The sequence below is a fragment of the Bacillus sp. UNCCL81 genome, from assembly GCF_900112535.1.
Classification (GTDB): domain Bacteria; phylum Bacillota; class Bacilli; order Bacillales; family Bacillaceae_G; genus Gottfriedia; species Gottfriedia luciferensis_B.
This window is the reverse complement of sequence record NZ_FOMF01000007.1, coordinates 91,774-104,281: the sequence shown is the minus strand read 5'-3', so window position 1 is coordinate 104,281 and position 12,508 is coordinate 91,774. Positions and strand designations below refer to the sequence as shown.

At 33.2% G+C, this 12,508-nt stretch carries 13 protein-coding genes; 10 read left to right on the top strand and 3 right to left on the bottom strand.

Going from position 1 to position 12,508, the window contains the following annotated elements:
* The first annotated feature begins 56 nt into the window (after positions 1 to 56).
* Together BM319_RS16165 and BM319_RS16160 are read left to right on the top strand one after the other, a co-directional pair.
* The gene (locus BM319_RS16165; protein ID WP_091023634.1) at positions 57 to 731 is read left to right on the top strand and encodes a GNAT family N-acetyltransferase; all 675 of its coding nucleotides are present in this window, start codon (positions 57 to 59) and stop codon (positions 729 to 731) included.
* 156 nt (positions 732 to 887) lie between these two features.
* The gene (locus BM319_RS16160) at positions 888 to 2,216 is read left to right on the top strand and encodes a Na+/H+ antiporter NhaC family protein (RefSeq protein ID WP_091023632.1); all 1,329 of its coding nucleotides are present in this window, start codon (positions 888 to 890) and stop codon (positions 2,214 to 2,216) included.
* A gap of 74 nt (positions 2,217 to 2,290) precedes the next feature.
* Here BM319_RS16160 and BM319_RS16155 read toward each other — a convergent pair whose 3' ends face one another.
* The gene (locus BM319_RS16155) at positions 2,291 to 2,578 is read right to left on the bottom strand and encodes a hypothetical protein (protein WP_091023629.1); all 288 of its coding nucleotides are present in this window, start codon (positions 2,576 to 2,578) and stop codon (positions 2,291 to 2,293) included.
* A gap of 321 nt (positions 2,579 to 2,899) precedes the next feature.
* Between BM319_RS16155 and BM319_RS16150 the strand changes: the two genes are divergently transcribed.
* Together BM319_RS16150 and BM319_RS16145 are read left to right on the top strand one after the other, a co-directional pair.
* The gene (locus tag BM319_RS16150; RefSeq protein WP_069034650.1) at positions 2,900 to 3,160 is read left to right on the top strand and encodes a DUF1292 domain-containing protein; all 261 of its coding nucleotides are present in this window, start codon (positions 2,900 to 2,902) and stop codon (positions 3,158 to 3,160) included.
* Between the two features lie 214 nt (positions 3,161 to 3,374).
* On the top strand, positions 3,375 to 4,583 hold the full coding sequence (locus BM319_RS16145; RefSeq protein ID WP_091023627.1) for a dicarboxylate/amino acid:cation symporter: 1,209 nt from the start codon (positions 3,375 to 3,377) through the stop codon (positions 4,581 to 4,583).
* Between the two features lie 159 nt (positions 4,584 to 4,742).
* Here BM319_RS16145 and BM319_RS16140 read toward each other — a convergent pair whose 3' ends face one another.
* Positions 4,743 to 5,858 (bottom strand): aminopeptidase, encoded by a 1,116-nt coding sequence (locus BM319_RS16140; RefSeq protein WP_025671369.1) that lies wholly within the window; start codon positions 5,856 to 5,858, stop codon positions 4,743 to 4,745.
* 199 nt (positions 5,859 to 6,057) lie between these two features.
* Here BM319_RS16140 and BM319_RS16135 point away from each other — a divergent pair, with 199 nt between their 5' ends.
* Both BM319_RS16135 and ytxJ read left to right on the top strand, forming a co-directional pair.
* Entirely contained in the window at positions 6,058 to 6,555 is a 498-nt protein-coding gene (locus BM319_RS16135; RefSeq protein WP_069034648.1) for a DUF948 domain-containing protein, read from the top strand.
* Positions 6,521 to 6,850, top strand: coding sequence for a bacillithiol system redox-active protein YtxJ (ytxJ, locus tag BM319_RS16130; protein ID WP_069034647.1), 330 nt, complete (start codon positions 6,521 to 6,523; stop codon positions 6,848 to 6,850). The genes BM319_RS16135 and ytxJ overlap by 35 nt, the downstream gene beginning before the upstream one ends.
* 189 nt (positions 6,851 to 7,039) lie before the next feature.
* On the opposite strand, the gene BM319_RS16125 is transcribed toward ytxJ, so the two are convergent.
* The gene (locus BM319_RS16125) at positions 7,040 to 7,429 is read right to left on the bottom strand and encodes a rhodanese-like domain-containing protein (RefSeq protein ID WP_069034646.1); all 390 of its coding nucleotides are present in this window, start codon (positions 7,427 to 7,429) and stop codon (positions 7,040 to 7,042) included.
* A gap of 229 nt (positions 7,430 to 7,658) precedes the next feature.
* On the opposite strand from BM319_RS16125, the gene BM319_RS16120 reads away from it, so the two are divergent.
* The 4 genes from BM319_RS16120 (at position 7,659) to ccpA (ending at position 12,487) form a co-directional block, all read left to right on the top strand.
* The gene (locus BM319_RS16120; RefSeq protein ID WP_091023625.1) at positions 7,659 to 8,606 is read left to right on the top strand and encodes an acetamidase/formamidase family protein; all 948 of its coding nucleotides are present in this window, start codon (positions 7,659 to 7,661) and stop codon (positions 8,604 to 8,606) included.
* Positions 8,607 to 8,642: 36 nt separating this feature from the next.
* Complete coding sequence (locus tag BM319_RS16115) at positions 8,643 to 9,473, top strand: alpha/beta fold hydrolase (RefSeq protein ID WP_091023623.1); 831 nt, start codon at positions 8,643 to 8,645, stop codon at positions 9,471 to 9,473.
* Positions 9,474 to 10,158: 685 nt separating this feature from the next.
* The gene (locus BM319_RS16110; protein ID WP_091023620.1) at positions 10,159 to 11,229 is read left to right on the top strand and encodes a bifunctional 3-deoxy-7-phosphoheptulonate synthase/chorismate mutase; all 1,071 of its coding nucleotides are present in this window, start codon (positions 10,159 to 10,161) and stop codon (positions 11,227 to 11,229) included.
* A 259-nt stretch (positions 11,230 to 11,488) separates the two neighbouring features.
* The gene (gene ccpA, locus BM319_RS16105) at positions 11,489 to 12,487 is read left to right on the top strand and encodes a catabolite control protein A (RefSeq protein WP_069034642.1); all 999 of its coding nucleotides are present in this window, start codon (positions 11,489 to 11,491) and stop codon (positions 12,485 to 12,487) included.
* Positions 12,488 to 12,508: the final 21 nt, after the last annotated feature.

The following is a 12,508-nucleotide window of genomic DNA, read 5'->3' as shown; positions in this document are numbered from 1 at the left end:
GTAAAAAGAAATTTGAAGTATGTAAATTAACTAGTTTGAAGCTAGGGGGATTCCTTTTGAAATCAGAGCTAGAACTTATGGAAATGCATATTAACGTATTATTTAAACACAATGAAGTTGGAAAAATAACACAAATAAATGAACCACCATACACAAGCGCACCACGATTTTATATAGGAAGCACCAAAATGGGAAATGTGAAAAGGTTTTTAGATTGTCTTAAAAATGAGGAACTAATTGAATTAGAGAAATCCTTAGACACGGACCCTAGTATACCTTTAGTAAATATCATGCAGATTTTAAGTAAAACTCATCAGATAGATCGTTTATGGATAGGGCCGGCATATGTATTTCAAACAGTTGGCAAAGCATCATCGAAAGCAATAAAAATTACCCAGGCAAATAAACAATTTTTATTACCAAACTTTCCTTATACATATGAGGAGCTAGAATTTAAAGAGCCTTGTTATGCAATTATTGAAAATGACATAGCCGTGTCGATTTGCTGTAGTGCCAGACAATCAGCCGAAGCTGCTGAAGCAAGCGTATATACACTCGAGGATTTTCGTGGGAAAGAGTATGGATTAATCGTTTCAAATGCATGGGCTGCGGACATCCAAGGACAAGGACGAACTGCTTTGTATAGTACCTCTTGGGATAATTATGCATCTCAGGCAGTCGCACGAAAATTAAAATTAGTTCAATATGGAACGGATTTACATTTTAGTTAAAAGCATCTATATTTTAGTGCAAAAGCATTACTTCTAAAGTTGAAGTAGTGCTTTTTAATTGAAATATAAGTGTATTATTAAATGAAAGCTTATATAATTAATGAATGATATTTAATCAATTTAGTGTAATAAATCTGTTTGAAGGAAGGGAAAGTGATGGAGAATCAATTTTCAGTTAAACAGGCAAGTTTCCTAATATTAGTAACTTTGATTGGAATTATTAGTTCCGTCATATTACATATCTCGCTAGTTTTTGGAATTTTACCAGGGTTAATTTTTTTAATTGTATTAAGTTTAAAAAGAGGATATGAAGTTAGAAATATTATGAAGTTAAGCTATCAGGGGATGGGAAAAGTTAAAATTGTTCTCTTTATCTTATTTTTAATTAGCTTTTTACTTCCATCTTGGTATTTATCAGGAACGATCACATCGATGGTTTCGATTACTTTACATGCAATAAATCCACATCACTTTTTTGTGTTTTGTTTTCTAACGACGATGATTTTTTCAATGATTTTGGGTTCGTCGATTGGAACATTGAGTGCCTTAGGAGTTCCTCTTATTAGTAGTGCGATACTACTACATATACCTGTGGAAATATCGGCCGGAGCGGTAATTTCGGGTGCATTTGTTGGTGATCGAACGTCACCTTTTTCAAGCGCACATCAACTTTTAGCTAATATACTTGAAACAACTGTCAAAAAACAAGGTAAAGCGATGCTTTTTACATCAATTACTGCTGTAATCGTAACAATCTTATTTTTCAGCGTAATGGATTTAAAGTTTGCGAATGGAATTACTCAGACACATCACGAAATCGTGAGCAATAAGAATATTTCATTCATTCAATTTATTCCACCGATTTTATTAGTTGTACTTGTTTTATTTCGAATCAATATTATTTACTCGTATGTCATAAGTATTTTGTCTGGAAGTTTAATAGCTTTGTTTAATGGAACCTCTTTTAGTAAAATTGTGAATGCTTTTTGGAACGGAATTAATGGACTTGGTGGAGGGCTAAGTCATATGTATAGCTTGTTATTGTTCATTGCTGTAGCAGGAATTTATAATGCGTTATTGGAGGAGCTTAATATCATTCAGCCTATGTTGGATAAATGGCTTCAAACTTCGACTTCTATGCTATCCGATTCTTTGAAAACAATTGGTGCTACTGCTGTGATATGTGTAATAGCAGGTAACCAAACGATGCCAATTATTTTAACAGGGCGCTCTTTTTTAACGCATTGGTCAAATAAATATAACAAAGAAGAATTGGCTCGGATAATGGCAGATACAACTTTATTATTTCCAGCTATGATCCCTTGGAATGTTCTTGCAATCATGAGCAGTACAGTCATTAATATGAAGTTACATGAGTATTTACCTTATGCAATATTCTTATGGCTTCTTCCATGCTTAACGATTTTCGTCAATGTATTTAAAAAAGTTAAGACATACGAAACGAAGTATGAGGTCAGTTCTTAATTAGGAAAATTGTAATTATAGGGAAAAACATAGAAAAAGAGATAAATAGCTAATATGCTATTTATCTCTTTTTTTCATACAACACTAGCAGACTGTATTTCCTTTAATTGTCTAACAGTAATGCTGTATTTTGTACGTATAGCTTCTAATTCCATAATAGCCACATCAATGTATTCGGGATCGGCATAAATAAAATTAATTTCTTTTAGCTCTAAAAGTTTTTGTAAGCTTCTTAATTCATTATGTAAAAGTTGTGATGGCGTTTCATCAATTAAATGGTTTTTAGTAAAACGTTGAAAGAATGATTTAAAATTGACAGTTTTTTTTCTAGTTTTTTCTTGACCCGTTATTAGTGTTGACATTCAATAATCCTCCCTAAATATAGAAAATATCTACTATTTGAAGACATAGGCTTGTCCAACTTAATAAACTTGAAAGAAACTTAAGAATTGGTTGTTCTAAATCTTATTACAGCGTTGGTAAAAATATTCATGTGAATTTTTAAAAATCAATTTTTTTTACTAAAATCGATTCTCCAGAAAAAGATGGTTTAAAAGTAGAACGATTTAGAAAAGCTTTTAGTGTATTTACAATTTAACGTTTTGCATCATTCTGTTACACTAAAGGAACATAAAGGTTTTTCTTTATGCAAAATGAATTTGAAATAAGTGAGGTCAAGATTTATGGAAAAGATTGAAGTAGGCGAAATTCTTACACTTAGCTATGATGAAGGAGACGAGCAAGATTACGAAGTACTAGGCTCAATTACGATCGAAAGTCATGAATACATAGCAGTAGGTTTACTAGAAGAAGTAGAAAAGGAAAGTGAAGAGGATATTGACGTTTTCTTCCTAAGAGTCGAAGAAGATGGCGAGTTTTACGATATAGAAACAGAAGAAGAGTTTGAAAAAGTTTCAGCTGCTTTTGATGAAGTCTTAAGATAATAAGATCAAAAAAAGTAGGATTAAAGCATTGGAATACGGGCAAAGGTATAGGCAGTATTTCGTAATTTTAATAAAAGAAGAACACTTGTAGATCATACAAAGTGTTCTTTTTTGTATGTTTATGTAGAAAAATGAAGGTTTTATTAAAAATTTGGGGTACAAACTATCAAATTTTCGGTATACTACAAATAGCAATTATATTAGGAGGAAGCTTATGAATTTTTCATTTAGAAATTACGCTTTCCCTTTGATTTTACTAAGTAGTATCATCATAGGTTCAGTCATCGGTTATAATTTTGAAAGCGTAGGAGTTGCCCTTAAGCCAATAGGGGATTTCTTTTTAAACTTATTATTCGTAGTAGTTGTACCGCTTGTATTTTTCTCTGTAGCTTCAAGCTTTGCAAATGGTGGAGGAGAAAAATTCGGTAAGATTATGCGAAATATGTCAGGGGTATTTTTATTTACAGGTATTATTGCAGCGATCATAATGCTTGTTGTTATGAAAGTTTATCCACCTGCACATGGGGTTAATATCCCAATTGTTAAGCCAGATGCAACTGATAAAGTATCAGTAGCGGAGCAAATTGTAAATACATTTACGGTGAATGATTTCTCAGGCTTGTTTTCAAGAAGCAATATGTTAGCAATTATTGTATTTGCTGTATTAGTTGGTTTAGCAACGAATAAAGCTGGCGATAAAGCAGACATTGTTAAAAAATTATTATCAAGTGCTAATGTAGTAATTATGAATATGGTTAACTATATTATGTATCTTGCACCGGTTGGACTTGGAGCTTATTTTGCTTATCTTGTTCCAACATACGGAAAGGAATTACTAGGTTCATATGAGCGAGTTTTCGTTTTATATTATGTAACTGCTATTCTATTTTATTTTATCGTTTATAGTATTATTGCTTATATGGCCGGTGGTAGTTATGGATTTAAAATTTATTGGAAAAATGTATTACCTTCAACGTTAACCTCTTTAGGTACTTGTAGTAGTGCGGCAACTATTCCAACAAATTTCGAGTCAGCTGAAAAAATGGGCGTATCTAAAAACATTAGAGAGACCGTTATTCCATTAGCTAGTGCATTACACAAAGATGGATCTGTTATGGGTGGAGTAGTAAAAATTGCCTTTGCCTTTGGTGTATTTGGAATGAATTTCTCCGGTTTGAATATTTATCTTGTAACAATTGGTATTGCTTTACTAGTAGGTATGGTAATGGGAGCAATTCCGAATGGTGGAATGATCGGGGAAATGTTAATTCTTTCTCTGTTTGGATTACCGGTAGAATCATTACCAATTCTTGCGGCAATTAGTACGATAATTGACCCACCTGCAACAATGTTAAATGCGACAGGTGATTTATCTGTAAGCATGTTAGTTGAGAGATTGACTAACGGGAAAAAGGCTGCTTAAAAAACGAAGACTGGGAATCTCCCAGTCTTTTATTCTTGTAAGAGTATTTTCCTTGTCTTCTATTTTTCAAGTTTCAGTCATAATACCGCCATTTACATGGAATCATATCAATAGATACAAAAAAACACATAGCTTAATATGTGTTCTTTTTTCTAAAGATTATTTTAAGTTTTCAGGGTTTAATCCTTTTAATTCTTCGATTACGAAAAGACCATCTTTACGGATTAAAACGTCATCGAAATAGATTTCTCCTCCACCATATTCAGGACGTTGGATACATACCATGTCCCAGTGGATATTTGAGTTGTTACCGTTGTAAGCTTCATCATATGCTTGACCTGGTGTGAAGTGGAAGCTTCCATCGATTTTTTCATCGAATAAGATGTCTCCCATTGGGTGTAAGATGTATGGATTTACACCAATTGCGAATTCACCGATAAAGCGTGCACCTTCATCTGTATCAAAGATTTTGTTAATACGCTCAGTGTCGTTAGCAGTTGCTTCAACAATTTTACCTTCTTTGAATTTAAGTTGAACATTTTCAAATGTAAATCCATTGTTAGGAGATGGCGTGTTATAAGAAAGTGTACCATTTACTGAATTACGAACAGGTGCTGTAAATACTTCACCATCGGGAATATTCATTTCACCAGCACATTTAATAGCTGGGATATCTTTAATTGAGAATGTAAGATCAGTTCCAGGACCTTTAATTTGAACTTTATCTGTACGGTTCATTAATTCAACAAGAGCATCCATTGCTTTGTCCATTTTACCGTAATCTAAATTACATACATTAAAATAGAAATCTTCAAATGCTTCAGTGCTCATTTTTGCTGATTGAGCCATTGAATCAGTTGGGTAACGTAGTACAACCCATTTAGTTTTTGGAACGCGAATTGCTCTATGTACTTTTTGGCCTACAGTTTTACCATGGATTTTAGTCTTTTCGTCTGGTACATCAGAAAGTTCATTAATATTAACACCTGAACGTAATCCGATATAAGCATCCATATCTTTCATAACATTTGCTTCGTATTCTGCTACTTTATTAAAGTGTTCTTCAGTAGCACCCATTAATAATGCGCGATCTACTTTATGATCCTTGATTGATACGAAAGGAAAACCACCAGCAGCATATGCTTCTTTAACTAAAGCTGTAACTAATTCAGTTTCTAGCTTAAAGTTTTCAATTAAGATTTTCTCTCCTGGTTGTAATTTTACTGAGTAATTGATTAAGTTTTTAGCTAATTTTGAAATACGTGGATCTTTCATTGAAAATTCCCTCCAATAATTATAACTATATACCTATTGTAAACTATTTAGTCAGTTTTGTTTACTAAAGTATTCTTTTTTTACTAAAGAATTTGAAAACTTGTTTTACGACTAGTTTAGTGTTTGGTAAAATTTGTAGTATAATACCAAATAAGTGATTAAATTTGTGGAAGGCTATGAAGGAAAGGGGTTTTTTCGAATGGATTTAATTTCTATTAGTGCATTAATCGCAGCAGTTGCATTTGTGATCTTAGTTGTATTTATAAGTCGTACTTTATTCCGACTAGAAAGGGTATTTAGAGGTGTAGAGTCTACTATTGCTGAAACACAAAAAGATTTACATAATGTTTGTGTTGAAGCCGTTCAATTAGTACATACTTCGAATCATTTAGCAAATGAGGCTAAAATTTTTGTGAATAATTCGAACGAACTTACGAAAGATATGCGTGAACGTGCAAAATCCCTTGATGTATTAGCTAAATCAGTCGAAGAAGTCGGAGTTACAATCTCAGAAATGAATGAAAAAGTACGAGATACTGCTAATAATGTATCGAATACGGTAAAAGTTAGTACTGAAAAAATGTCCCAATTGGCAAATTGGGGAAATACAGCAATGGATTTATGGGAAAAGTACAAAACGAAGCGTGAGGGAAAAAAGAGAAATGGTAAATCGAATATCAACGATTCAACAGTTTGATGAAATAACTAACAACGAAGAGAAATTTGTATTTTTAAAGCATAGTACAACATGCCCAATTAGTCATGCAGCTTATACTGAATTTTTAGCATTTGCATCTGCATATGAGAATGTACCATTGTATTTTTTACAAGTTCAAGATGACAGAGAATTGTCTAACTATATTGCTGAGAAAACGGCAATAAAACATGAATCTCCTCAATTATTTATTTTTGAAAATGGAGAAGCAGTTTATAATACTTCTCATTTTTCAATTAAGAAAGATTCAATTGAAAATGCTTTACTAAAAAAATAAAAAAACTGCACCTTAAATCGTAACTTAAGGTGCAGTTTTTACGTTGTTTGAAAAATTCATAAACAGTTCGATACTCAGACTGATTGAAAACGTTTGTCTTTCGAGGCGCGAAGTTACCATTGTCGGTAATGAGCACCGCAGGCAGGTGAAGTAACGAAGAAAGCGAGCGTTTGGCGGGCAGTCTGAGAATTATTCTACGTCAAAACCAGCAGCTTTCCACGCAGCAGTACCACCATCAATATATGCTACATCAGTAAATCCCATTTTTTTAAGTAAATATGCTCCTAAAGATGCTTGGCCACCTGCACCACATGTTACAAGAACAGGGCGGTTTCGATCCGCTAACTTAGGCTCGCGTAAATGTTCTGGTAATTCTAAATCTGCACGGATTGGTAGCATGCCAAGTGAGATATTCAAACTGCTTGGTATTAATCCACATGCACCTGCATCAGCTGCGTCTTGAACATCAATTACTAATGTTTCAGGATTAGAATTAATTTTTTCACGAGCATCAGCTGAACTGATTCCTTGTACATTGTCACGTGCTTCTGCAACCATTTGTTTAAAAGTTATTGCCATTATTACTCCTCCAGTATAATGAAATTAGAAATCCCTAATTTTGGAAATCTCAACTATACAATACACCGAAAGTCTTATGCAATTCAAATTGATGGAGAAAATCATATGATTTATAGGAAAAAAGTAATGAAAATTTTAAATTAAAACAAGGGAAATGAAGTTCCGCGCAGAAATTAATTAAAGTTAAATTATTTTTACATAAAATCGAGCGTCGAAAGAAGGAGTAAATATGCCAGAAACATATAAATTTAAAACATCAGATCAGCATTTGCATGCATCTTTTAGTAACGTATATGAACCAATTCAAATCATTCGTTCTGGTGATTCGATTGAATTTGATACGATTGATATCGGGTGGGGGTATTCTCATCAAAATGGAGAAAGAGTAAGATTCAAGTCAAGGGAAAAGGAAGAAGAATGGGGTCATCCTATGATTGGTCCATTTTTTGTAGAAGGTGCTAAACCGGGGATGACACTTGAAATTAAAATAAACGAATTAAAAGCTGGCTGGTATGGCTGGAATTGTGCAGGTGGTAATAAGAATTGGCAAAATAACGCATTAGGTATTTCTGAAGAGCTAGAAGTGACATTAAATTGGTTAATCAATGAAAAAAACAATACAGCGAAGACTAAAATCAGAGATAAGGAAGTTTCAGTACCTGTCGCTCCATTTTTAGGAGTCCTAGGTACAGCTCCTTCTGAATCAGGTGTTCATTCGACTATACCACCGAGATATTGTGGGGGAAATATAGACTGTAAAGAGTTAGTAGAAGGTAGTACATTGTATTTACCTATAGCCGTTGAAGGAGCACTTTTTTCTGCGGGTGATGGACACGCTGCACAAGGAGATGGTGAAGTATCTGGTCAAGCGATCGAATCTCCATTTGATAAAGTGAATCTAACTCTTACAGTAAGAGAGGACATGCAGATTAGTATGCCACGAGCTAACACACCAGCAGGGTGGCTTACATTTGGCTTTGATGAGGACTTAAATATAGCAACTAAAACAGCATTAAATGGCATGGTTGAGTTAATTCAAGAGCTATATGCTATTGAAAAAACAGAGGCTGTTGCTTTAGCTAGTGTTTGTGTTGATTTGAGAATAACTCAAATTGTAAACCATGTTAAGGGTGTCCATGCTGTTTTGCCTTATAATATTAATATCTCTTCAATTTAAAAAAATGAATAGATTTGTAAAATGGAGGGTCACAATTTGCCGTTTTGTACTATAAATAATGTTGATTTAAACTATGAAATAATGGGAGAAGGAAATCCAATCGTTATGATTCATGGGTTTACCCCAGACTCTAGGTTAATGCAATGTTGCATGGAACCGATTTTTACAAAGAAAAGCGGTTATAAAAGGATTTATTTTGACCTTCCAGGTATGGGTAAAACTAAGGGCGGAACAAACATTAATACGACAGATGATATGCTGAATATCGTCTTAAAATTTATCGATACGATCATTCCGGGTCAATCATTTTTGTTAGCCGGAGAATCTTACGGAGGATATTTAGCACGAGGAATAATTGCAAATAGACCTGAAAAAGTTAAAGGTGCTGCATTTATTTGTCCAGTGATTATTCCACAATTTGAGAAAAGGTCGTTACCAAACCATACCGTAATAGTCGAAGATAAAACTTTTTTGAATCAATTAAATGAACTTGAAGAAACTGATTTTCGTTCAAATAACGTAGTTTTAGATGAAAAAACTTGGGTTCGTTATAAAGATGAAATTGTTAGTGGATGTTCAATCGCTGATCAAGAATTTTTATCTAAAATAAGGAATAACTACGGATTTTCATTTGATATAGATAAAATTAAGTTTAAAAAAACTAGTCTTTTTTTATTAGGACTACAAGACTCAGTCGTTGGATTTAAAGACGCATTTACTATTCTTGAAAATTTTCCAAGAGCATCATTTGCAATTTTAGACAAAGCTGGCCATAATCTTCAAATAGAACAAGAGAACCTATTCAACTTACTGATTAATGAATGGTTAGACAGAGTATTAGATGTAGAAGAAGGAACTACTATCTAAGTGTTTGTTTGATAATCCTTCTTTTCAGAGTGTTGAATAAAAAATGGTCTAGTCTATAAGGACAACAAAGTTTAGTGAAAATTTATTGATGTTAAAATACTTCATTTTTTATATTTATTAACGATTTTAAATCAATAAACTATATTGTTTTTTTGGAAATTAAAAATATTAAGATCAATTTTAGATAAATAGTTTATAGATGATTGGTTTATGAATTGATTTTCAATCTCAATTGTCTTACAAACTGATTAGTATTCTGTTATGTTACACTAAGAAAAGGATATTAAAATAGGTTTTTAACGTAAACTTTTTTGGATGAATTAGTTGATTGGAATGGAGGGATGCTCGACTCCTATGGGATATGCGGGAAGCCTGAGACCCCGCAGGCTACGCCGAGGAGGCTCAGGTCTCGCCCCATGGAAAGCGAGCATCCTGTAATGGAAATCAACATCACTTTACTCCTTTTACGAAAATTTGATAATAAATTGACAAAATTGTTTTTTCAACGTTAAGAAGAGTTACTAAGCTAACTCTTCTTTTTATTTGGTCATTAACTTTCCCCAACAAGAATACAAAATATTCACTAAAAAAACATTTTTTTAAAATAATGCTCATGTTTTGATTAGCTTCCAATAAAGTGTCATAATAACAAATGAGATATCGGTATTTGCAAGGAGGATTTAATTTGACTAAAAATGATTTAGAACAACTTAGAATTGAAATAGACGAGATTAATCATCAAATATTTGAGTTATTAAATAAAAGAGGCGAAATCGCTAAGAAAATTGGAATAGCAAAAATTGATCAAGGCGTTAAACGTTATGACCCGGTTAGGGAACGTAAGATGCTAGATCATATTGCCGAAATCAATGAAGGTCCTTTTAGTACGGCTACCCTCCAACATATTTTTAAAGAAATTTTTAAAAGTAGCTTAGAACTTCAAGAAGAAGACGATAAAAAAGTTCTCCTTGTTTCAAGAAAAAGAAAATCAGAAAACACAATCGTAAATGTAAATGGTGTTAATATTGGTGATGGAAGCCCAATTATTATTGCGGGTCCATGTGCTGTCGAGAGCTATGAACAAGTTGATTCAGTAGCGAAAGTGTTAAAGGAACAAGGAATCAAAATTATGCGTGGTGGTGCATTTAAACCACGTACTTCTCCTTATGACTTCCAAGGACTAGGTGAAGATGGCTTAAAGATTTTAAAAGAAGTTGGCAAAAACCATGGGTTGGCAATTATTAGTGAAATAGTAAGCCCAGAACATATTGAAATGGCACTAGATTATGTTGATATCATTCAAATCGGCGCAAGAAATATGCAGAACTTTGAATTACTAAAAGCAGCGGGTTCTGTAAAAAAACCAATCTTATTAAAAAGAGGTTTATCAGCGACAATCGAAGAATTCATTTATGCAGCTGAATATATTATGTCAGAAGGCAATCAAGAAATTATTTTATGTGAACGTGGCATAAGAACTTATGAAAAAGCTACGAGAAATACATTAGATATAACAGCTGTTCCAATTTTAAAACAAGAAACACATTTACCAGTATTGGTTGATGTGACACATTCGACAGGTAGAAGAGACTTACTAATACCTGCAGCAAAAGCGGGACTAGCAATTGGAGCTGATGGTATTATGGCAGAGGTTCATCCAGATCCTGCTACTGCTTTAAGTGACTCATCTCAGCAAATGAATTTTGAACAATTTGACCAATTTATGTCTGAAGTAAATTCTTTCATAAATCGATAATCAACATAAAAGCGCTGGCTGAACAAAATCAGTCGGCGCTTTTTGAATAATTTGTGAACGTTTGTTTTAAATTACCAATATATAGTGATAAACTACGAATAATTTACATTTTTTTCTAATAGGTGTATTGAACGAATATTCGTTTCACTATAAGATAGAATGAAGCACTATTTTTGTGGAAAATTACGTTTTATGACTATTTTACCTAAATAAAAAACAAACTACATAATAGATAGAATAAAATAGAGGAGTGATGAAAATGACGGTTACGATTTATGATGTAGCACGTGAGGCAAACGTTTCCATGGCTACAGTTTCACGAGTAGTTAATGGTAATCCAAATGTTAAACCTACTACACGAAAAAAAGTAAACGAAGCGATCAGCCGTTTAGGATATAGACCAAATGCGGTAGCAAGAGGACTAGCAAGTAAAAAAACAACTACAGTTGGTGTAATTATTCCAGACATTTCTAATACTTTTTATGCAGAACTAGCCCGTGGTATTGAAGATATTGCAACAATGTATAAATACAATATTATCTTAAGTAACTCGGATGAGAATGTTGAGAAAGAAATTACATTAATAAATAATATGTTAGCAAAACAAGTTGACGGAATTTTATTTATTGGTGGAACAATTACGGATGTTCATCAAGAAGAGTACGAAAAAGCTGGCGTTCCAATAGTATTAGCGACTACATATGATGAAGCTAATAAAATCCCTTCAGTAAATATCGACTATGCTCAGGCGGCATTTGATGCAGTAGATTATTTAATTAAAAAAGGTCACCAAAAAGTAGCATTCGTAAACGGACCTACTGAAACGAATATTATCGGATTAAGTAAGTTAGAAGGATATAAACGAGCTTTACAAGAAAATGGAATCGAATTCGATGAAGAGTTAGTAACTTATGGTGATAATACGTATGAATCAGGAAGTGAAGCTTTTGAAGCTTTCCATGAGCGTAATATTATTCCGAGCGCTATTTTCGTAGCATCTGATGAAATGGCGATTGGTGTAATCCACAGTGCTCAAGACCACGGAATATTAGTACCAAATAACCTTGAAGTATTTGGATTTGATAATACAAGGCTGGCATTAATGGTACGTCCAAAATTATCATCTGTTGCTCAACCAATGTATGATATTGGTGCAGTTGCAATGAGATTATTAACGAAGTATATGAATAAAGAGACAGTGGAAGATCATACAGTCATTCTTCCGCATCATCTTCAAATTAGACAATCTACAAAGTAAATGATGAAAGTAGCTTAGAAT

Coding starts and splice junctions, on each gene's coding strand:
- BM319_RS16160 (WP_091023632.1), top strand. CDS start 888: ATGGAGAATCAATTTTCAGTTAAACAGGCAAGTTTCCTAATATTAGTA.
- BM319_RS16155 (WP_091023629.1), bottom strand. CDS start 2,578: ATGTCAACACTAATAACGGGTCAAGAAAAAACTAGAAAAAAAACTGTC.
- BM319_RS16150 (WP_069034650.1), top strand. CDS start 2,900: ATGGAAAAGATTGAAGTAGGCGAAATTCTTACACTTAGCTATGATGAA.
- BM319_RS16145 (WP_091023627.1), top strand. CDS start 3,375: ATGAATTTTTCATTTAGAAATTACGCTTTCCCTTTGATTTTACTAAGT.
- BM319_RS16140 (WP_025671369.1), bottom strand. CDS start 5,858: ATGAAAGATCCACGTATTTCAAAATTAGCTAAAAACTTAATCAATTAC.
- BM319_RS16135 (WP_069034648.1), top strand. CDS start 6,058: ATGGATTTAATTTCTATTAGTGCATTAATCGCAGCAGTTGCATTTGTG.
- ytxJ (WP_069034647.1), top strand. CDS start 6,521: ATGGTAAATCGAATATCAACGATTCAACAGTTTGATGAAATAACTAAC.
- BM319_RS16125 (WP_069034646.1), bottom strand. CDS start 7,429: ATGGCAATAACTTTTAAACAAATGGTTGCAGAAGCACGTGACAATGTA.
- BM319_RS16120 (WP_091023625.1), top strand. CDS start 7,659: ATGCCAGAAACATATAAATTTAAAACATCAGATCAGCATTTGCATGCA.
- ccpA (WP_069034642.1), top strand. CDS start 11,489: ATGACGGTTACGATTTATGATGTAGCACGTGAGGCAAACGTTTCCATG.